Source organism: Methylomagnum ishizawai (assembly GCF_019670005.1).
Lineage (GTDB): Bacteria > Pseudomonadota > Gammaproteobacteria > Methylococcales > Methylococcaceae > Methylomagnum > Methylomagnum ishizawai.
Window position 1 is genome coordinate 2,398,464 of record NZ_AP019783.1, and the last position, 20,545, is coordinate 2,419,008.

Annotated in this window: 19 protein-coding genes; 10 read left to right on the top strand and 9 right to left on the bottom strand. The window is 64.9% G+C overall.

The features are described from left to right. The first annotated feature begins 27 nt into the window (after positions 1–27). Entirely contained in the window at positions 28–1,524 is a 1,497-nt protein-coding gene (gene glpK / locus K5658_RS10910; protein ID WP_221063170.1) for a glycerol kinase GlpK, read from the top strand. Between the two features lie 87 nt (positions 1,525–1,611). Further along, positions 1,612–1,923, top strand: coding sequence for a glycine zipper domain-containing protein (locus K5658_RS10915; RefSeq protein WP_221063171.1), 312 nt, complete (start codon positions 1,612–1,614; stop codon positions 1,921–1,923). Between the two features lie 55 nt (positions 1,924–1,978). On the opposite strand, the gene K5658_RS10920 is transcribed toward K5658_RS10915, so the two are convergent. After that, complete coding sequence (locus K5658_RS10920) at positions 1,979–2,704, bottom strand: thermonuclease family protein (protein WP_221063172.1); 726 nt, start codon at positions 2,702–2,704, stop codon at positions 1,979–1,981. Between K5658_RS10920 and K5658_RS10925 the strand changes: the two genes are divergently transcribed. Further along, positions 2,703–4,826, top strand: a complete 2,124-nt coding sequence (locus K5658_RS10925) for a polysaccharide deacetylase family protein (protein WP_221063173.1) — start codon at positions 2,703–2,705, stop codon at positions 4,824–4,826. The genes K5658_RS10920 and K5658_RS10925 overlap by 2 nt on opposite strands. 66 nt (positions 4,827–4,892) lie before the next feature. Beyond that, positions 4,893–5,345, top strand: a complete 453-nt coding sequence (locus tag K5658_RS10930; protein ID WP_221063174.1) for a hypothetical protein — start codon at positions 4,893–4,895, stop codon at positions 5,343–5,345. A gap of 19 nt (positions 5,346–5,364) precedes the next feature. Here K5658_RS10930 and K5658_RS10935 read toward each other — a convergent pair whose 3' ends face one another. Then, complete coding sequence (locus K5658_RS10935) at positions 5,365–6,210, bottom strand: aldo/keto reductase family protein (RefSeq protein ID WP_221063175.1); 846 nt, start codon at positions 6,208–6,210, stop codon at positions 5,365–5,367. 71 nt (positions 6,211–6,281) lie between these two features. Here K5658_RS10935 and K5658_RS10940 point away from each other — a divergent pair, with 71 nt between their 5' ends. The 4 genes from K5658_RS10940 (at position 6,282) to rimI (ending at position 9,545) form a co-directional block, all read left to right on the top strand. Then, complete coding sequence (locus tag K5658_RS10940) at positions 6,282–6,431, top strand: hypothetical protein (RefSeq protein ID WP_221063176.1); 150 nt, start codon at positions 6,282–6,284, stop codon at positions 6,429–6,431. A gap of 89 nt (positions 6,432–6,520) precedes the next feature. Next, a complete protein-coding gene (locus K5658_RS10945; RefSeq protein WP_221063177.1) occupies positions 6,521–8,068 on the top strand; it encodes a 2-isopropylmalate synthase in 1,548 nt (515 codons plus the stop codon). A 48-nt stretch (positions 8,069–8,116) separates the two neighbouring features. Beyond that, positions 8,117–8,989 carry a uracil-DNA glycosylase gene (locus K5658_RS10950; RefSeq protein ID WP_221063178.1) on the top strand — a complete coding sequence of 291 codons (873 nt, stop codon included), beginning with the start codon at positions 8,117–8,119 and terminating at the stop codon, positions 8,987–8,989. A gap of 19 nt (positions 8,990–9,008) precedes the next feature. Continuing rightward, positions 9,009–9,545 carry a ribosomal protein S18-alanine N-acetyltransferase gene (rimI, locus tag K5658_RS10955; RefSeq protein ID WP_221063179.1) on the top strand — a complete coding sequence of 179 codons (537 nt, stop codon included), beginning with the start codon at positions 9,009–9,011 and terminating at the stop codon, positions 9,543–9,545. A gap of 213 nt (positions 9,546–9,758) precedes the next feature. Here rimI and K5658_RS10960 read toward each other — a convergent pair whose 3' ends face one another. Together K5658_RS10960 and K5658_RS10965 are read right to left on the bottom strand one after the other, a co-directional pair. Then, positions 9,759–10,085 (bottom strand): RNA recognition motif domain-containing protein, encoded by a 327-nt coding sequence (locus K5658_RS10960; protein WP_221063180.1) that lies wholly within the window; start codon positions 10,083–10,085, stop codon positions 9,759–9,761. Positions 10,086–10,478: 393 nt separating this feature from the next. Further along, the gene (locus K5658_RS10965) at positions 10,479–11,741 is read right to left on the bottom strand and encodes a DEAD/DEAH box helicase (RefSeq protein WP_221063181.1); all 1,263 of its coding nucleotides are present in this window, start codon (positions 11,739–11,741) and stop codon (positions 10,479–10,481) included. A 471-nt stretch (positions 11,742–12,212) separates the two neighbouring features. On the opposite strand from K5658_RS10965, the gene K5658_RS10970 reads away from it, so the two are divergent. Further along, the gene (locus tag K5658_RS10970) at positions 12,213–12,545 is read left to right on the top strand and encodes a hypothetical protein (protein WP_221063182.1); all 333 of its coding nucleotides are present in this window, start codon (positions 12,213–12,215) and stop codon (positions 12,543–12,545) included. 12 nt (positions 12,546–12,557) lie between these two features. Here K5658_RS10970 and K5658_RS10975 read toward each other — a convergent pair whose 3' ends face one another. Further along, on the bottom strand, positions 12,558–13,226 hold the full coding sequence (locus K5658_RS10975) for a M15 family metallopeptidase (protein WP_246628423.1): 669 nt from the start codon (positions 13,224–13,226) through the stop codon (positions 12,558–12,560). Between the two features lie 30 nt (positions 13,227–13,256). Continuing rightward, positions 13,257–14,921: an ATP-binding protein gene (locus tag K5658_RS10980; protein ID WP_221063183.1), complete on the bottom strand. Its 1,665-nt coding sequence runs from the start codon at positions 14,919–14,921 to the stop codon at positions 13,257–13,259. A 337-nt stretch (positions 14,922–15,258) separates the two neighbouring features. Here K5658_RS10980 and pepN point away from each other — a divergent pair, with 337 nt between their 5' ends. Then, on the top strand, positions 15,259–17,919 hold the full coding sequence (gene pepN, locus K5658_RS10985) for an aminopeptidase N (protein ID WP_221063184.1): 2,661 nt from the start codon (positions 15,259–15,261) through the stop codon (positions 17,917–17,919). Positions 17,920–18,019: 100 nt separating this feature from the next. On the opposite strand, the gene K5658_RS10990 is transcribed toward pepN, so the two are convergent. The 3 genes from K5658_RS10990 to K5658_RS11000 form a co-directional block, all read right to left on the bottom strand. Beyond that, positions 18,020–18,433 carry a YgaP family membrane protein gene (locus tag K5658_RS10990; RefSeq protein ID WP_221063185.1) on the bottom strand — a complete coding sequence of 138 codons (414 nt, stop codon included), beginning with the start codon at positions 18,431–18,433 and terminating at the stop codon, positions 18,020–18,022. 126 nt (positions 18,434–18,559) lie between these two features. Then, the gene (locus K5658_RS10995) at positions 18,560–18,937 is read right to left on the bottom strand and encodes a hypothetical protein (protein WP_221063186.1); all 378 of its coding nucleotides are present in this window, start codon (positions 18,935–18,937) and stop codon (positions 18,560–18,562) included. Between the two features lie 163 nt (positions 18,938–19,100). Then, a complete protein-coding gene (locus K5658_RS11000; protein WP_246628424.1) occupies positions 19,101–20,303 on the bottom strand; it encodes an ammonium transporter in 1,203 nt (400 codons plus the stop codon). Positions 20,304–20,545 lie beyond the last annotated feature (242 nt).

The window sequence follows — 20,545 nt, forward strand, 5'->3', positions numbered from 1 at the left end:
GCTCCCCACCCTATGAGCCACCCAACGATGAACCCATACCTCGCCGCCATAGACCAGGGTACCACCAGTACCCGTTGTCTTATTTTCGACCGCCAAGGCCGCGAAATCGCACGCGCCCAACGCGAACACCGCCAATTTTATCCCCGGCCCGGCTGGGTTGAACACGATCCCTTGGAAATCCTCGCCCAGACCCAGGCCGTGGTGGCGGGGGCGCTGGAGCGGGCGGGGCTGGCCGCGTCCCAACTCGCCGCCGTCGGCATCGCCAACCAGCGCGAGACGGTGGTGTTGTGGGAGCGGGAAACCGGCAGGCCGGTCCATAACGCCATCGTCTGGCAGGATACCCGCACCGCCGAGTTGTGTGGGCGGCTGGCCGGGACATCCGGCCAGGACCGCTTCCGGGAGCGCACCGGCCTGCCCATCGCGACCTATTTTTCCGGTCCCAAGCTGGGCTGGCTGCTGGACCATGTGGAGGGGGCGCGGGCCAGGGCGGAGTGCGGCGAACTGCTGTGCGGCACCATCGACACCTGGTTGATTTGGAACCTGAGCGGCGGTCCCAGGGGCGGCGTCCATATCACCGATCCCAGCAATGCCTCGCGTACCCTGTTGATGGATTTGGCCCGGCTGGATTGGGATGCCGGGTTGTTGGAAGCCATGGCGATCCCGCGCCCCTTGCTCCCGGAAATCCATGCTTCCTCTGAGGTTTACGGCCTGGGCGTGGGAAGCTTGAGCGGCGTGCCCCTGGCCGGGGATTTGGGCGATCAGCAGGCGGCCTTGTTCGGGCAGGGCTGTTTTGCGCCGGGCGAGGCCAAGAACACCTATGGCACGGGCTGCTTCATGCTGCTCAACACCGGACGGGAGCCGGTGGTGTCGCGCCAGGGTTTGTTGACCACGGTGGCCTACCGCCTGGGCTCGGAACCGCCGGTCTACGCCCTGGAAGGTTCGGTGGCGGTGACGGGGGCGCTGGTGCAGTGGCTGCGCGACAACCTGGGGCTGATCGACAGCGCCGACGAGGTCGAGGCCCTGGCCGCGACCGTCCAGGACAATGGCGGCATCTACATCGTGCCGGCCTTTTCCGGGCTGTTCGCGCCCTATTGGCGGAGCGATGCCCGCGGAGCCATCGTCGGCCTGACCCGCTATGTCAACAAAGGCCATTTCGCCCGCGCCGCCCTGGAAGCCGCCGCCTACCAGACCCGCGAAATCCTCGATGCCATGCGCGATGAAACCGGCCAGACCCTGGCGGAACTCAAGGTCGATGGCGGCATGGTGGCGAACGAGCTGCTGATGGGATTCCAGGCCGATGTGTTGGGATTGCCGGTGGTGCGCCCGGCCATCGCCGAGACCACGGCGCTGGGCGCGGCCTATGCCGCCGGTTTGGCGGTGGGGTTTTGGCGCGATGTGGAGGAATTGCGCGGACTGTGGCGGCGCGACCGGGAGTGGTCGCCTACCCTGGCCCCCGCGACCCGCGAACGGCTGTACGCGGGTTGGAAGAAGGCGGTGACGCGGACGTTCGATTGGGTGGAATGAGGGCGGGGGTTCCGGGCGTTCAGCCTCCATTCACCGGTCCAGGCCGATACTCCGTCCCGGCTCGTTCGATCACAGAGGAAAAACGCCATGAACACCCCGAACCGCATCTTGAGCATCCTGGCTTGCGTCGCGACCCTATCCGCCTGCGCCGCGCCCGGCAACTATGGTTATGGCCAGCCCGGCTATGGCGGGGCGCTGACCGGGGCCGCCGTGGGGGCGGCGGGGGGTGCCCTGCTGGGCTACGCCGCCGACGGGGGGCGTGGCAACGGGGCCGTGACCGGGGGGGCGCTGGGTGCCGTGGCGGGCGGGGCGGTCGGCTATGCCATGGACCGCAACCAGGAGCGTTCCGATCCGTATCCCTCGTACCCCCAAGACCGTTCGGGCTATCGCCCCCGCTAGCGCGTGGGGGTACGGAAGATTCCGGGCGTTGGTTTGGACGCCGGCCCATCGGTCCTCAGGGCCAGGGCGGGGACGCGCCCTGGCATAAGGATTCGCAGGGCACGCCGTCCTTGTCGCTGTCCAGGCGCTTGACCCCGCAGCGCTGGAGATAGAACAGCGCCTCGCCGCAATCCGCCATCTCGCCGCAAGTGCGCTTGGCCCCGCAGAGGCCGCCGCGCCGGACCTCGCGCTGTCCGCTGCCGTGGGCATTGCCGTCCGGGTGGCGGAATTCCCAAGGCGGCTGGGGGTTCCGCGCCGCCCACAGGCCGATCCGCCGCCGCCGCGCTTCGGCCTCGTAGCCGCGCAAGGTTCCGTCCTGGCTGTATTGGGCATAGAACCAGGCGTGGCCCGCCTTCACCTGCTCGGCGTTGGCGTCGATCCCGCCACAATCCACCCGGCCCAGGGTCCGGCCATATTTGTCGATGCCCTGGTCGTGGATGCGGGCTTCGCGATTGAGGCACAGGCCCGCCAGCGCTTGCCGGGCCGCCGTGCCATGGGCTTGTTCCAGTTCGGGCGCGTCGATCCCGTTCAGGCGCACCGTGACTTCGTGGCCCGCCCGCAACACCGTCAGCGTGTCCCCGTCATGCACCCGCAACACCCGGCCCGACCCATCCCCGGCTTCCGCCATGCCCCAGGCCAACAGGGCCGCGCCCAACGCCATCGATCTCAAGCATAATTCGCGCAACGCCGTATCGGGTTCGATCCGGCGCATCCTTTCTTCGTGTTGAATGGGGCAAGCCATGACTGTGTTTTCCAGGTTCGTGAAGATCGACATTCCCGAGCGGCTCGACGGGGCCGCGACCGGCAAGAATCCCGAGTTCGAGGTCGGGTTCGCCGCCGATGGCGCGATTCCGTTTCCACAAGTAATCCTGCACGGCCAGGGCCAGCAGAAGCTCATCAACGGCGCGGCCATCCGCTGGGAGGAGGGCGCGGACGGCGTGTGGACCTATATCGCCACCGTGCCCGCCGGTTTGTTGTTGGCGGGCGAAATCACCGTGCAAATCGAAGGCTGCCGCCAGGCCGACCTGGGACGGGCGGGCGGCGGCGATTGGGTCAAGGAATACCGCACGCTGAGGATGACGTTGCCGATCCAACCCAAGCCGGAAATCCGCGTTTCGGTCCAGGGCGGCGGGCCGGTCAAGGTGTATTTCGGCATCCATAAGCATATGCACCAACCGTACTACGACACCACCGACCGCGATTACTGGGACGGTGAGAAGGACGGTATCTTCGGCTCGCGGGTCGGCAACTATACCGGCTTCGTGCCCGAGGCGGTGCGGCAGTACATCGACGGCGGTTTGCCGCATGCGGGGCTTTCCACCAGTTGGAGCGGCTCCCTGATCGAGCAACTGGACCGCTGCGCCGAGCGGGGCTGGTGCGGCGGCGGTTTTTCCGGCTGGAACGGGGCGCTGCGCGGCATGGCTGAGGCTAGGACCGCGCTGGGGAATCCCCGGCTGTCGTTCTCGGCCTTCGGCTTTTTCCATCCGCTGATGGCCTTGATTCCGCACCGCGACATCGTGCGCCAGATCGAATGGCACCGGGGCATCGTCCGCGCCGCTTTCGGGGCCGAGGCGTCGCGGGTGTTGTTCCCGCCGGAAACCGCCTTCCATGTGCGGATGATCCCGGCCTTGCTGGAGGCCGGGATCGAGGCGGTGATCTACGACTCCATCCACCGCTACCGCGCCTGCCGCGACTATCCCTATGCCGGGCTGGGGGAAGGGATGTTGCCGCCCAACCCGGCGGAACAGGCCAATCCGCCGGTGGACGATTGGCTGCAATTGCGCAACATCTGGGCCGGCTCGAAGATTTCGCCCACGTTGCTGCGGCCCGAATATGTCGGCTACGAAGACCCGGACGGGCGGCTCCATAAAATCATCGCCGTGCCCGCCGAGCGCTATATCGGCAACGAGGATGCCCGTGGCGGCTTCGGTGCCTTGCAATATCCCGATGTGCTGGGGCAGGTCTACGACCGCGTGGCGGAAACCGGGAGTTTCGATCCCGAACATCCGCCGTTCTTCCTGCTGCATTCCGACGGCGACAACCACGGCGGCGGGGCCGACAGCTATTACCGCCACAATACCGGGGCCATGGTGCGCTGGCTCCAAAACGATCCGCGCTTCGAACTGACCACGGTGGAGGACTATCTGCGGCGCTTCCCGCCCGACCCAAAGCGGGTGGTGCATATCGAGCCGGGTTCGTGGAGCGGGGCCGACAACGGCGATCCCCAGTTCATGAAGTGGTTCAGCCGCTACGACCAGCCGTATTCGCCCGATCTCAATTCCTGGGCGGTGCTGACCGCCTTGCAGAACGCGGTGTACACGCTGGAGGAAGCGGGGACCGGATCGCCCGCCCTGGCCGAGGCGGTGCGCCTGATGTTGACCGCCGAGACCAGTTGCTATTGGTACTGGACCGGGCAGCGGGTGTGGGACCAGCAGGTGACTAATGCCGCCAATCTGGCCCATAGCCGCATCCAGGGCGAGGTGGAGGCGGTGGTGCGGGCGGGCCGCGACCGCACCGGGCCGACCCTTTTCGCGCCCTGGGTCACGCCGGAGAATCCGGGCGGCAAGCGCTGGGGGCAGGGCTGCCTGCTGGACGCGCCGCGCGAGGGCGTGGTGCATAGCTTCGTGTCCGACGTGTCGGGGCTGGAGCGGGTGGATTTGGTGCTACGGACGGCGGGCGGGGAAACCCGGCTGAAGATGCGGAACCATGGGGCTTATCCTTCCGAAACCGGGGCCAGGGCGACGGCGGAATATTTCACCGCCGCCTTGCCGGTCGGGGCGGGGGAGGTGAGGTATTACATCGAGGCCGAGGATAGGCGGGGGAATGTGTCTCGGGGGGCGTTGGAGCGGGTGTTTTTGGCTTGAGGAAAGGGGCGGCGCGGCGCGTATGCTGCGCCGCCTTGATTGCCGAAATATTTGGAGATTTAGCCCATGTTTCGCTTGTTGAATATCATTTTATATGTCGTGTTGGCGATGGGGCCGATAATTGTTTATGGCTGTCGTCCTGCATTTGTGGATACTATCCAACGTCCCGATGGCACTGAGATTGCCAAACCCGATGAAAAAACCGCGCACTTTATCGGAAAAATTATGGGCTTCGTGACCCCATCCAATTTTGATGAGGACTTGGACCGGCCTGGAAGCGAAGGGCTAAAGATAAAAGTTACTAAACAGTTCACTCGCAAGCCCAAAAAAGGCCAGGATGTTGAAATTTTTTTCGTGAAGGATGCGTGTGGTGAAGATTTTTATACGAAATTTAATAATAAATATGCTGTTGGTATGTTGGTTGAGGTGATGACGAATACTCGTTTTATATCGGTTTGGGATGAGGATATCCATGTTTTGCCAATCCAAGAGTCTAAACCCAGGCAAAATAAAAGGTAATCCGGTCAGGCCAAATACATCAACCCCGGATCAACCGCCCCATCTTCCCGCATTCCTTCCCGTCCAACGCGAACCCGAATATCCCCAAATCCTCCCGCATATGCTCCGCCGAACCGGTCCCGGTCAGGGGCACGATGCCGATCTGGGTCAAATAGCGGAACAGGATTTGCGCCGGGGTGCGCTGGTGCTGGGCGGCGAGTTGCTTCACCGTGGCGTGTTCCAGCAGTTTGGGATTGGCGGTGAGGGTCCAGAAGCTTTGATAAACCATGCCGTGCTTTTGGCAGAATTCGCGGATTTCGCGGTCGTAGCCGGTTTCGGCATAGAAACGGTTTTGCACCACCGTCGGCTTGATGCGGGCCTCGCGGTGGAGGTTTTCCAATAGGCCCGGTTGGTAGCAATTGCTGATGCCCAAGCGCTTGACCGCGCCGCCATCGTGCAAGTCTTCCATGGCCCGCCACACTTCCAGGGTTTCCCGTTCCTGCCGCAAGGGCGAATGCAACACCAGGCAGTCGAGATAGTCGGTGCGGAGGTTTTCCAGGGACGCCGCGAACGATTGCCGGACCTGTTCGGCCAGGGGAGCCTTGGGGTCGTAGGGAATCCGCGCCGGGTCTTGGCCGTCGAGCGGCGTGAATTTGGTTTGCAGGTAGAAGTCGCCGCGCCGCAAGCCCGCGCCCAGGCAGGCCGCCAAGCCCTCGCCGACGCCGGGTTCGTGGTAATGCTTGGGCTGGCAGGCGGTGTCGATGCCCCGGAAGCCTTGCCGGATCGCGAGTTCCACCAGTTCGGCGGTGCGTTCTTTTTTCCAGGCCGTGCCGTAGAGGATTCCGGGCATACTGGAAACGGCGGGAACATCGGGCGTTGTGGTCATCGGGGAATCCTCGGGTGGGCTGGGAACGGGGTATTATCCGGCTGGGGGGGATTCCGGCCAATCCGGTTTGAATGGAATGGCTTGTCTCCGAAGCGCCCGGCCTTTATAGTGTCCGCCTTGCTTCAGCCAAGGCCGCCATGTTCCAGCACCGCCCGCCCATCGCCGACACCGCCAGCCGCGCCGTCCCGCGCCTGCTTACGCTCGCCCTGCTGCTGCCCTGAGGGGCAGTCATCCATACCTTTCCTCATTCCAGCGCACGTATTTTCCGGCCCCCGCACCGGGGGAAGGCTTTAGATTCACGGGGATTTCCATGAGCGACAAACTCATTATTTTCGATACGACTTTACGCGACGGCGAGCAGAGTCCGGGCGCGTCCATGACCCGCGACGAGAAGGTCCGCATCGCCAAAGCTTTGGAGCGGCTGCGGGTGGATGTGATCGAGGCCGGCTTCCCGGCGGCGAGTCCGGGGGATTTCGAGGCGGTGCAGGCGGTGGCCCGCGCCGTGCGGGAATCGGTGGTGTGCGGCCTGGCCCGCGCCCTCGACCGCGATATCGACCAAGCCGGCGAGGCGCTGAAAGACGCCAAGCGGGCGCGTATCCATACCTTCATCGCCACCTCGCCCATCCATATGCAGCGCAAACTCAGGATGGAGCAGGACCAGGTGGTCGAACACGCGGTCCGCGCCGTGAAACGGGCGCTGCAATATACCGACAACGTGGAATTCTCGCCGGAGGACGCGGGGCGGTCCGAAGAAGATTTCCTCTGCCGCATCCTGGAAGCCGTCATCGACGCCGGGGCCACCACCTTGAACATCCCGGACACCGTGGGCTATAGCCTCCCGGAGCAATTCGGGGCCACCCTCCGCCGGTTGCGCGAGCGCATCCCCAATTCGGACAAGGCGGTGTTCTCGGTGCATTGCCATAACGATTTGGGACTGGCAGTGGCGAATTCGCTGTCGGCGGTCCTCAACGGGGCGCGGCAGGTCGAATGCACCATCAACGGCCTGGGCGAACGGGCGGGCAACGCCGCCCTGGAAGAAATCGTCATGGCGGTGAAGACCCGCAAGGACGTGTTCCCTTGCCATGTGGACATCGATACCCGCGAGATCGTGGTGTGTTCCAAGCTGGTGTCGAGCATCACCGGCTTCCCGGTACAGCCCAACAAGGCCATCGTCGGGGCCAACGCCTTCGCCCATGAATCCGGCATCCACCAGGATGGCGTGCTGAAACACCGCGAGACCTACGAAATCATGCGGGCCGAGGATGTGGGCTGGACCGCCAACCGCATGGTCTTGGGCAAGCATTCCGGGCGCAACGCCTTCAAGACCCGCGTGCAGGAACTCGGCATCGAATTCACGTCCGAGGCCGAATTGAACGACGCCTTCCAGCGCTTCAAGGAACTGGCCGACAAGAAGCATGAGATTTTCGACGAGGATTTGCAGGCGCTCATCACCGAGGCCGCCAGCGAGGCCGAGGACGAGCGGGTGCGTTTGGTGTCGCTCAAGGTGTGTTCCGAAACCGGCGAAGTGCCGTGCGCCCGTGTGACCCTGCGCTTCGACCACCAGGAAGTGACCGGCACCGGCAGCGGCGGCGGGGCGGTCGATGCCAGCCTCAAGGCCATCGAGTCCTTGGTCGATACCCAGTCGCATCTGGTGTTGTATTCGGTCAATAGCATCACCACCGGCACCGACGCCCAGGGCGAAGTCACCGTCCGCCTGGAGAAGGGCGGACGCATCGTCAACGGCCAGGGCGCGGACACCGATATCGTGATCGCCTCGGCCAAGGCGTATATCAACGCCGTCAACAAGCTGCTGCTGCCGCGCGAGCGGATGCATCCGCAAGTGGCGGGCGATGTTTAACCCCCACCGGGCTTGAGGGGACGGCTCCGCGCCGTTCCCGTCCGCGCCATGTCGCCAGATCAACGCCGTCTCGATTATCTCAAAGCCATGGGCATCGACGCCTGGGTGCCGCGCATGGCCGCGCCCTATGCGCCCGTGCCTGCCGCCCGAACCCTCGAAATCCCCGCTGTGGGGGAACCGGAGAACGCCACCGTGCCGCCCGTCCCGGAGGATGTGATTCCCACCGTCGAACCGCCCGCGATGGCGTTGCCTCCCGAACCGGAGCCGCCGCCGATGCTTCCGCCCGAACCGCTGTTAATCCCGCCGTCCCTGCCGAACCCGGTTCCTGTGCCTCCCCCCGGCGTCCCGGCACCGGCTTGTCCCCACCATTGGGACGATCTCGCCGCCCAGGTCGCGGCCTGCACCGCCTGCCCCTTGCACCTGACCCGCACCCAGACCGTGTTCGGCGTGGGCGACCGCGAGGCGCGGTGGATGTTCATCGGCGAGGCGCCCGGCGAGCAGGAGGACTTGCAGGGCGAACCCTTCGTGGGCCGGGCCGGGCAATTGCTCAACGAGATGATCCGGGCCATCGGCCTCAAGCGGGAGGCGGTCTATATCGCCAACGTCCTGAAATGCCGCCCGCCCAAGAACCGCGATCCCGCCCCCGAGGAAGCCGCCGCCTGCGAAAACTACCTCAAGGCCCAGTTGGCCCTGGTGCGGCCCGATATCATCGTCGCCGTGGGCCGCATCGCCGCCCAGAACCTGTTAAAAACCGCCACGCCCATCGGTAAACTACGCGGCCAGGTGTATGCCTACCAGGGAATCCCACTGGTGGTGACTTTCCATCCGGCCTACCTGCTGCGCTCGCAGACCGAAAAACGCCGGGCCTGGGAGGACTTGAAACTGGCCCTCCACACCTTCCGCCAACGACAACAACAATAAGCCCCGCGCAGGAACCCCCATGTCCGAGCTACTCGATGCCCTCAAGCGCTGGATCAGCTACGACGCCGAAACCGAGTTCTATTGCAAACATTTCCCCAGCCTCGCGGAGTCCGCCGAAATGGTGCTGCGGCCCATGCGTAAATCCGATTTGAAAACCGTCTGCGCCATCGAGCAATCCGCCTACGAATTCCCCTGGGAACCCGCCACCTTCAAGGATTGCTTCAACGTGGGCTATTGCTGCTGGGTCGGGGAAAAGGGCGGGCAGGTCTTGGCCTATGGCATTTGTTCGGTGGGGGCGGGGGAATCGCATGTGCTGAACCTTTGCGTCTCCCCCCAGAGCCAGGGCCGGGGTTTCGGGGCGCTGATGCTGGGCAAGCTGATCGAGGTGGCGCAGAGCCACCGCGCCGAGAGCATGTTCCTGGAAGTCCGTCCCTCCAACCAGGCCGCCATCAGGCTCTACCAGAGGATGGGCTTCAACGAGATCGGCACCCGCCGCGATTACTACCCCGCCCGTAAGGGCCGCGAAGACGCCTTGGTGATGGCGCGTATCCTCTAGTATCCCGCCGCGCCGGACCGCTTCCAACCAACCGGGGCGCGAACCCCGCTTGGCGCGGATGTTCGCCACGGGTGGATCGAAGTTCCCGGCTCGCGGCGGTTTCCGCTGGATCGCGGCGCGGGGACCCGTTCCGGGCCGGTGCGAAGCCCAGGGGGATCGGGGATTGAAACGGCGGGCCGGTCCCGGTGGGACCGGCCCGCCGCAAGGAAGGGATTAGAAGCGGCGACCGCCACCGAATCCGCCACCCCGCTTGCCGCCGAAGCCACCGCCGCCGCCGCCTTCACCGCGGTCCTCGCGGGGCCGGGCTTCGTTGACGGTCAGGCTGCGGCCGCCGACTTCCTTGCCGTGCAGGGCGGCGATGGCCGCCTGGGCCTGCTGGTCGGAACCCATTTCCACGAAGCCGAAACCCTTGGAGCGGCCGGTATCGCGGTCGGTGATGACGTGCGCGGATTCCACCGTGCCGTGCGGGGCGAACATTTGCTCCAGCTCGCTATTGTTGACGGAATAGCTCAAGTTGCCGACGTACAATTTCTTACTCACAGAAAACTCCTAAAGACAGATAGAACATAACTCACGAACCAGACCCGACCGAGCAACTTGTGACGAGCTCGCCGATTCACCCATAAATAAACAATGTTTCCGTCCGGGATTCTGTAGGTGGCTATCCCTATGGATATTCCCGAATCCCGTGGAGACTTGTTTTACCGCTCCCTACCGGCCAGGGGTTTCATGCCCCAGGCCATCCTCCGCATTTCCCTCGCGGAGGTTTCCGACCACGCACGGACCGAAGCCCTGCGCGGCGGTTCATTCCTCGAAGAGGGGCCGAAGCTCCATCGCCAGGGTATCGGCTGGAGCTTCGCCCGCTTGAATCTGCCACGCCGTTCGTCGTTATTTCCAAGCCCGGCCCTGGCACCGGAACGGCCCGCCGCTGGCTCAAAGGGCGCGGCGGCGCGGCCCATGCGTCCCGCGGCGTCCCGCGGAGCGCCGTTCGGGATGGGGGCCGCGCGGGCGGCTCCGGTAGGGCGGCGGCGCTTCGCCTGACGGGTGGCCGGGGCTTTTTTCCGCCATCGCCACTTGCGCCGGGAGCCTGCGTCCCAGCAGCCGCTCGATATCCCTGAGCAGTTCTTTCTCGTCCTCGGACACCAGGGACACCGCTTCGCCGACGGCCCCGGCCCGGCCCGTGCGGCCGATGCGGTGGACGTAGTCCGCCGGGATGTTCGGCAGTTCGTAGTTCACCACATGGGGTAGCTCGCGGATATCGAGGCCCCGGGCGGCGATATCGGTGGCGACCAGCACCTGCACCCGGTCCTGCTTGAAATCCTCCAGGGCTTTGGTGCGGATCGACTGGCTCTTGTTGCCATGGATCACCGCGACCTGGAAGCCGTCCCGCTCCAATTGCTGGGCCAGGCGGTTGGCTCCGTGCTTGGTGCGGGTGAACACCAGGGTCTGGCCCCAAGCGTGGGAGTGCAGGAGGTGGGCGAGCAAGGCTTGCTTGCATTCCCGCTCGACATGGTAGACGCGCTGGTTGACGCTGGCGGCGGCGGTGTTGGGCGGGGCGACCTCGATGCCGAGCGGATGGCGCAGCAGGCCGCCGGCCAAGGCCCGGACCTCCGCCGAGAAGGTGGCCGAGAACAAGAGGTTCTGCCTGACCTTGGGCAGCAGCGAGAGGATGCGTTTAATATCGTGGATGAAGCCCATGTCCAACATGCGGTCGGCTTCGTCCAGCACCAGGAAGTCGACTTCGCCCAGCTTGGCCTGGCCTTGCTCGACCAGGTCGAGCAGGCGTCCGGGGGTGGCGACCAGGATATCGAGGCCGCGTTTGAGGGCGTCGATCTGGGGCTGCATCCCCACGCCGCCGAAGACGGTGGCGGAGCGGAGCGCCGTATGTTTGCCATAGGCGCGGATGCTGTCGCCGACCTGGGCGGCGAGTTCGCGGGTGGGGGCCAGGATCAGGGCGCGGGGGGCGCGGCCCTGGGCCGAGCGTTCGCCGGTGCGGCCCGCGTCGAGCAGTTTTTGCAGGAGGGGCAGGGTGAAGGCGGCGGTTTTACCGGTGCCGGTCTGGGCGGCGGCGAGCAGGTCGCGGCCCGCGAGTATGGCGGGAATGGCTTGTGCCTGGATGGGCGTGGGTGCCGTGTAACCCTGTTCCGCGATGGCCCGCAGCAGGGCTTTATCGAGGCCGAGAGAAGAAAATGCCATGGAGTATCCCTAAGTTCCGCCTGTCCTGGGGTTCCGCTGGGGAACGGGTGCGAAGCGGCGGATGGTGTTTAACGGGACGCGGCGGGGCCGCGCTGGGTTTGCTGGAGGAAGGAAGCGAGTCAAAGGCCACCGGGTGGCGTCCGTGGGGGAAAGGGCCGGATCGATCCTCGTGGCGGGGAACTATCCGCCGCCGCGACAAACTGTGCAAAGCATACCGTTATTTTGGAACGATTGCTAATGCTCGGGCCCGTCGGGCGATTAAGGGCCGGGCGGGGCGCGGGGTGGCGCTGGATTACCGTTATCCGGGCGGTTTTGCCGGGCCTTGGTTTCCTTGCCGAGATAATCCGGGATTATGCTGGGTAGGAAATCCGTTCCATCCTTTCCGGCGGCGTGGCCAATAACGATGGGCGCGGCAATGGTGTAGACTCTGCCCATTTTCAGCCCTACCGACCCATCTCGAAGGATAACCCCATGAAAATACGCTTGTTCCTGTCTTTGTTCCTGCTTTGCGCCGCGCTGGTTCCAGGCGGGGCCGCCGCCGACCCCAGGGATGAACGCAACCTGCATCCATTCGCCATCCTGGCCGATCTGGTGTTGCTGCGGCCTTTCGGTTTGGCGCTGACCGTGGGCGGGGCGGGGGTGTTCATCGCCACCACGCCTTTTGCCGGTATCGCTTCCATCGCCCCGCCCCACGACGCCTTGCAGAAAAGTAGCGAGATGCTGGTGCTGGCCCCGGCGGCGTTCACCTTCATGCGGCCGCTGGGCGATTTCAGCTACCAGATGGGCGGCGTCTATTCCCGCTGAGCCGGGCGCGGCCTACCGCGCCAGCTCGGCGAAGCTCGTATCCAGCACCCGATAGGCCCGCCAGTCCTTGTGGTTGAAATGCCACCATTCGTTGGGGTCCACGCTGAAGCCCTGGGTTTCCATCGCCCGCCGCAATAAATCCCGCATCCGCCGGGTCTCGGGCGGGCCGCCTGTGTAGTCGGGATGCGCCCGTTCCGAGAATTCGTCGTAGCCGCTGGGCATCGCCACTTCCTTCCCCGTCCGCAACTCGTACAGCCCGACATCGACTGCGCAGCCCCGGTTGTGTTTGGAGCCGGTTTTGGGATCGGCCACGAAGCCGATGGTCCGCTCGTGCGGGCTGGCGGCATCCCACAGCGCCTGGGTCACGGACCAGGGCCGGTAGGCGTCGTAGATCAACAGGCCGTAGCCCAATGCCAGCAGGTTCCGGTTGACGCGGACCAGGGCTTCGGCGGCGGGCCGTTGCAGGAAGGCTTTGGGCTCGGGGTAGAGCGGATGGCCGGTGAAGTTGTTGGCCGTGGCGTAGCGGATATCGGTGTGGATGCGCGGGTCGAGTTGGATGACCTCGGCGAAATCGGGGTCGCGGAACGGGCCGGGTTCTTTGGGCGGGGTGGAGCGGCAGCCCGCCGCCACCGCCAATAATAGGCTCAGCATCAAGCGCAAAAACCGGGTTGAATGGACCATGGGATCGCTCCTCGCAGTGGGTTGGGACGCCTATTTGCCTTGCCGCCGCCAGCGTTCGACGATGCCGTCCATATCGAGGTCGTCCGGGCCTTCCCGCCAATAGGTGTAGAAATCGGCGTCGTTGCTGTTGGGCGTGGGGTCGGGTTTGAAAATCTGGCTGCGGGTTGGCAGCGGGATGGCCTCGCCCAGGATCATGGCCTCGCCCCGGCCCAGCGAGGTGAGGATATCCACCAAATCGGCCTCGCCTTCCGGCACCAGCTTGCGGACATAGGCTTGGTCGTCCGGGTTGGTGATGCGGAGGCAGACATAGGTGCCGCACTGCGACAGCACGGTTTCCGACAAATCCTTGGGCCTTTGGGTCACCACCGCCAGCCCCACGCCGTATTTGCGGCCTTCCTTGGCGATGCGTTCCATGGATTTGCGGGTGCCTTCGTACTGGGTGCCGTGTTCGCGGGGAATATAGGAATGGGCTTCCTCGCACACCAGTAGGATGGGGAACTCCCGGTTCTTGGGGTTCCAGTAATTGAACTCGAACGCCAGCCGCCCGATCTGGGCCGACACCGTGGGCCTGACATCGAAGGGCACCGGGCTGAGGTCGATCACGGTGATTTGCCGTTTGGGGTTGCCCAGCCCCACGAAATCGCGCAGCAGCCCCACCATGGTTTCCGAACGGTTGCGGCGCTTGGGATTGAGCAGGAAGTCGTAGCGCACATCGCTCAGGCGGCTGTGCAGCTTGATGAGGAATTCGTCGAACTGCCCGAACAGCGGACCCTTGGTCTTGCCGAAGTCGGTGCGCATCTCGTTGGCTTCTTTGAAACTCCTATAGACCTCCTGGATCGGGAAATGGATGGGCGAATCCAGCGACACCGTTTCCATCCCCAGGGTCTTGGCCGATTGTTGCTTGAGGGCCAGGATGGTTTCGCGGAAGAACGCGGTCTGCACCGAGGCGCCGGGGTCGTTGCGGTCGATGAACAGGTCGCATAGTTCGGCGAAGGTCATCAGCCAATAGGGGATTTCCAGGCGGCGGGCGTCGAGGTGGCGGGTTTGGTCGGGCTTGAAGGCGGCGGAGACCTGCATGTCCTGCTTGTCGGTCCAGTAATACTCGCCGTGCAAATCCAACAGGATGATATGGGCCTTGGGCATGGCCTTGACCATGTGTTGGATCAGGCTGGCGACCGACCAGGATTTGCCCGAGCCGGATTGGCCGAGGATGGCGAAATGGCGGCTGAACATCGCGGTCGGGTCCAGATGCACGCCCACCGTGGGATGGCTGCGGAGATAGGCCGGGGTGAAGCCGAAGCGCTTGTTGTGGGTGAAGATGGCGTTGATCTCGGCGGCGGAGACCATGTGCAATTCCGCGCCCGGCGTCGGGAAGCGCCCGACCCCGCGGCGGAAACCGCCCTTGGGATCGATCTCGCCCAGCGGGGTGATGGAGAGGAGGCTGCCGGCGGCGGAACGGCAGGACGCGCCGTTCAGGGCGGTGCGGTCGGCCTGGATGTGGTTGATAAGGCCGAGGATCCGGCTTTGGTGCTGGCGTACCGAGATATAGGCGCCGACCTGGCCGACCACTTCGGGTTTGCCATCGACTTCGAGCGTGGCTTGGAAGCCTTCCGCCTCGGACAGGAGCTGGCCTTGGAAGCGGCCCGCCCGTACTTCGAGGAGATGGCCGATGAGGGTGTTGGAGGTGTCCGCCATGCTGAACTCCGGGACGATGGGGTTGGGGGGTGGGGAAGCGCGGGATGTCGCGCCCGCCGGTATTATCGGCCCAACATGGGGGCCGGACTCAAGCCGGGTCGAGCGGCGGCGGCGGGTGGCTTGGAAGTCCGCCGCCGCCGCCCGCGAACTCCCGCCGTCCGGCTGGATCGAAGTCTTCCAAGGCGTCCCGGCCGGCCGGGCAATTGAGCGCCCCGCCCGGCGCTTCCATGGGAATTGGACTGCGCCCCCGGCCTTGTTATGCTTGGCGTCCACCGCCGCAAGGGGCGGAAACGTATCCCGCCCGGCCCATGGGCCGACGACCACGAGAAGAACGATCATGCGCGAGCCAACCCCCAGAGCCATCCATCTCAAGGACTACACCCCGCCGGAATATTTGGTCGATACCGTCGATCTGTTTTTCGAACTGGATGAGGAAAACACCCGTGTCACCGCCAAACTGCGGGTGCGCCGCAATCCGGACGCCGTGGGCGGGGGCGGGGGCGGGGAGTTGGAGTTGAGCGGGGAGGATTTGATCTTGGAGTCGCTCAGGCTGAACGGTCGGCCCTGGTCGGGTTCCCGTTACCGGCTCACCCCGGAAGCCTTGTTCCTGCCCGGCGTCCCCGACCGCGCTTTCGATCTCGAAATCGTCACCCGGCTCAATCCCAAGGCCAACACCGCGCTGGAGGGGCTTTATCTCTCCAACGGCATGTTCTGCACCCAATGCGAGGCCCAAGGCTTCCGCAAGATCACTTATTTTCCCGACCGGCCCGATGTGATGGCGGTCTATACCACCACCCTGGTCGCCGACCGCGGCCGCTATCCGGTGCTGCTTTCCAACGGCAATCCCATCGCCCAGGGCGAATTGAAAAATGGCCGCCATTGGGTGAAGTGGGAAGACCCGTTCAAGAAGCCGTGTTATCTGTTCGCCCTGGTGGCGGGGCGCTTGGCCTGCCTGGAGGAGGATTACCGCACCGCGTCCGGGCGGAGGGTGAAGCTACAAATCTTCGCCGAGCCGCACGACCTCGACAAATGTGGCCACGCCATGCAGTCGCTGCGCAACGCCATGCGTTGGGACGAGGAAACCTATGGCCGCGAATACGATCTCGACCTCTACATGATCGTCGCCGTCAACCATTTCAATATGGGCGCGATGGAGAACAAGGGGCTGAATATCTTCAACACCAAATATGTGCTGGCCCGGCCCGACACCGCCACCGACACCGATTACGAGCATATCGAGGGCGTGATCGGCCATGAGTATTTCCATAACTGGACCGGCAACCGCATCACCTGCCGCGATTGGTTCCAGCTCAGCTTGAAGGAAGGGCTGACGGTGTTCCGCGACCAGGAATTTTCCGCCTCGCGCACTTCGCGCCCGGTCAAGCGCATCGATTCGGTGAACATGCTGAGGACGCGGCAATTCGCCGAGGATTCCGGTCCCCTGGCCCATCCGGTGCGGCCCGAGTCCTATATCGAGATCAATAATTTCTACACCATGACCGTGTACGAGAAAGGCGCGGAAGTGGTGCGGATGATCCACACCTTGCTGGGCGCGGAGGGTTTCCGCCGCGGCAGCGACCTGTATTTCCAGCGCCACGACGGACAGGCGGTGACCTGCGACGATTTCGTCAAATGCATGGAGGATGCCAACGGGGTCGATCTGGCCCAGTTCCGGCGCTGGTATAGCCAGGCCGGGACGCCGGAACTCCACCTCCACGCCGTCTACGACGCCGCCAGCCGCAGCCTCGCCCTCACCGTCCGCCAGAATTGCCCGCCCACGCCGGGGCAGCCGGTGAAGCAGCCGTTCCATATCCCGCTGGCCGTGGGTTTGCTGGGGCCGGATGGCCGGGAGTTGCCGCTACGGCTGGAAGGCGAGGCCGCGCCCCACCCGGAAAATACCCGCGTCCTGCATGTCCAGGCCCAGGAGCAACGGTTCCGCTTCGTCGATCTGCCGGCCAAGCCGGTGGTTTCGGCCCTGCGGGGTTTTTCCGCACCGGTCAAGTTGCATGTGGAGCGCAGCCCGCAGGAACTGGCCTTCCTGTGCGCCCACGACCCGGATTTCTTCAACCGCTGGGACGCCGGGCAGGAACTCGCCACCCGCGCCCTGCTGAGGCTGGTGCCGCGCTGGGCGGTGGGCGAGACATCCAAACCGCTGGAGCCCTTGTTGCTGGAAGTCTTCCGCGCCCTGGTCGCGGGGGAATGGGAGGATCGGTCCTATCAAGCCTTGTTGCTGACCCTGCCCTCCGAGGAATATGTCGGCACGGCCATGAAAGCCATCGATCCCGAAGCGATCCATGCCGCCCGGCAATGGGTCAAGCGGGAACTGGCGGTCCAGCTGGAGGCGGATTTCCTGCGGCTTTACCAAGCCTGCCACGAGGACCGCCGCGACCGTTTCGACGCCGTGACCATGGGCCGCCGCCGCCTCAAGAACACCTGCCTCGCCTATTTGGGGGAATTGGAAACCGGGGCCGCCCAGCGTCTGGCCGTGCGCCAATTCCGCGGATCCCATACCATGACCGACCGCATCGCCGCGCTTTCGGTCATCGTCAACAGCCTCAATCCAGAGCGCGAGGCGTGCCTGGACGAGTTCTACCAACAATGGAAGGACGAATCCCTGGTGGTCGGCAAGTGGTTTTCGATCCAGGCCACCTGCCATCTGCCCGGCACCTTGGACCGGGTGCGGGCCTTGATCGCCCATCCGGCCTTCGATTTCAAGATGCCGAATCATGTGCGTTCCCTGATCGGGGCGTTCTCGCAGTCCAATCCGGTCAACTTCCACGCCAAGGACGGGGCGGGCTACGCCTTCCTGGCCGACCATGTGATCGAACTCAACACCATCAACCCGCAGATCGCCGCCCGTTTGCTGACCGCGCTGACCCCGTGGCGGCGTTACGACGACGAGCGCCAGCGCTTGATGTGCCTGCAATTGCAACGGGTGGCGGGGACCTCGAACATCTCCAAGGATGTGTACGAAGTCGCGATGAAAAGCTTGTCCTGAGGCCCGCGCTAGGGGGCACCCCGATCCTGGGGTCGGCGCGGGCCGGGGGGCGGAGGGGTCGGCACCGCCGTCCTGGTGCCGGCATCCCCGTCGTGGGGGGTTAGGCGGCGGGTTTTTCTTCGGCGGTCGGGGCGGCCTCGGCGGATGCCTCGGTCTCGGCGGCGGCTTCCGCCGGGGTGGCGGGTTCTTCCGCTACGGTCGCGGGGGCTTCCGGCGTGGCGGCGGCCTCGGGTTCGGCCGGGGTGGCCGGACCGCCGCAGCAAGCGCCGCCGTGGGCGTGGGTTTCGGCCTGGGCCGTTCCGCCACAGCTTCCCGCGCCACAGTTCGTGTCCTTGCCCATCAGGGTATAGACCGGGCAGCTACCCAACAGCCCGGTGGCGAGCGGCACCAAGCCGATGAAACCCCAAGCGCCGACGACGCCGGCCCCGGCCAGCACCGTCAAGAGTCCACCCGCGCCGATGCGGATGTATTTTTCCGTCGGGCCGATGTTCTTCTTGCATAGATCGATAGCCATACGTACCTCCTCCTCTTCGCTGGTTTTATTTATGGAAGTGGCGAACCGATACCAGTCCGCCGGGGAGGAAGATAGCGCTTTGTTGTGACGAACGCTACTGTTGTAGCGGGCCGGTGGAGCGCCCCGCTACACGATCAGCGCGAGGACCAGCAAGGCCACCAGGACCACGAGGGCCGCCGGCCAGCGCAGCGACGAGCGCATGGCTTCGAGCCGCGCCTTTTCTTCTTCCCACCACAGCGGCGTCTGGGTTTTCAGCCTTTGCACGGCGGTGTTGGCCTTCTTGAGCCCCACGATCATCAACAGGGTGAACACCCCGAAGCCCAGCCAGGCCGTCACCATCTGGGCCTCGTACAGGGTCAGCCCCACATGTTCCAGGACGGTGTCGACCAGCAGTTCCAGGATTTCCAGCACGATCAGGACGGCGTGCAGCAGCAGTTCCAAGAGCGCGTGCCACCAAAACACCAGGATCAAGATTCCACTGCCGATCAAGAGCGCTTTTTTCATGCTGTACGACTCGTTATGGCCCCGCGGCGGGTGACACGGGGGCGCGAGGGACGGGGTGGTGGGCGGGCTCGGCGCGGCCGGCCCGGTGCGCGGCATGGACCGTGCCGCGGCGGGGCACATTATCGCCCAGGACGGTCGGAATGGCGACACGGGCCGGGAGGCTTCACCAACCGGCCTCCTTTTCCGGCGAGGCGCTGATCTTGTGGAGGGTCAGGTCGGCCCCCGCGAACTCCTCCTCGGGGTCCAGGCGCAGTCCCACCGCCAGTTTCAAAAGGCCATAGGTCGCGAAGCCACCCACCAGGGCGATGGCGATGCCGAGGACGGTGCCGATCACTTGCGAAACGAGGCTGATGCTGCCGAGGCCGCCCAGGGCGGTCTGGCCGAACAGGCCGGCGGCGATCCCGCCCCAGGCGCCGCACAGCCCGTGCAGGGGCCAGACGCCCAGCACGTCGTCGATCTTCCAGCGGTTCTGGGTCAGGGTGAACATGGACACGAACAGGACGCCCGCCACCGCGCCCACCGCCAAGGCGCCGACCGGGTGCATCAGGTCGGAGCCGGCGCACACCGCCACCAAGCCCGCCAGCGGCCCGTTATGCACGAAGCCGGGATCGTTGCGGCCCATGAGCAGGGCGGCCAGGGTGCCGCCGACCATCGCCATCAGCGAGTTCAACGCCACCAATCCGCTGATGGCCCCGAGCGTCTGGGCCGACATCACGTTGAAGCCGAACCAACCCACCGTGAGTATCCAAGCGCCCAGGGCCAGGAACGGGATGCTGGACGGCGGATGCGCCGCGATGCCGCCGTCGCGGTGGTAGCGGCCCCGGCGCGGTCCCAGCAGCAGCACGGCGGCGAGGCCGATCCAGCCGCCCACCGCGTGCACCACGACGGAACCGGCGAAATCGTGGAAGGCCGCGCCGAAAGTTTGTTCCAGCCAGGTTTGCAGCCCCAGGTTCTTGTTCCAGGCGATGCCCTCGAACACGGGGTAGACGAAACCCACCAGGATGAAGGTGGCGGCGATTTGCGGGTTGAACTTGGCCCGCTCGGCGATGCCGCCGGAAACGATGGCCGGGATCGCGGCGGCGAAGGTCAGCAGGAAGAAGAATTTGACCAGTCCGTAGCCGTTGTCGAGGGCGAGCCGGTCCGCGCCCTGGAAGAATTCGACGCCATAGGCCAGGTAGTAGCCGACGAAGAAATAGGCGACCGTGGACATGGCGAAGTCGGTGAGGATTTTCACCAGGGCGTTGACTTGGTTCTTGCGGCGGACGGTGCCGACCTCGAGGAAGGCGAAGCCGGAATGCATGGCCAGCACCATGATGGCGCCTAGCAGGATGAACAGGACGTCTTGGCTTTTATTGATTGTTTCCATGGAAGAGCCTCGTTGAAGGACGGGCTATCCGAAAGCAAATAGCGGGCCGACCCGAATAGGGGCGGATCGTCCCGGTTCGGGGCGTGAATCCTCGTATTGGTGCGTGGAGGTTTGGGCTGGTATGGTGCGTGGCGGGATTTTACGCACCAATAATGCGCTTCATGGCATTGTTCCGGGAGGTCCGGCCCTGTTTATGGGCATAAAAAAACGGTGGTTCGCACCACCGTTTTTCGGTTCGGCCG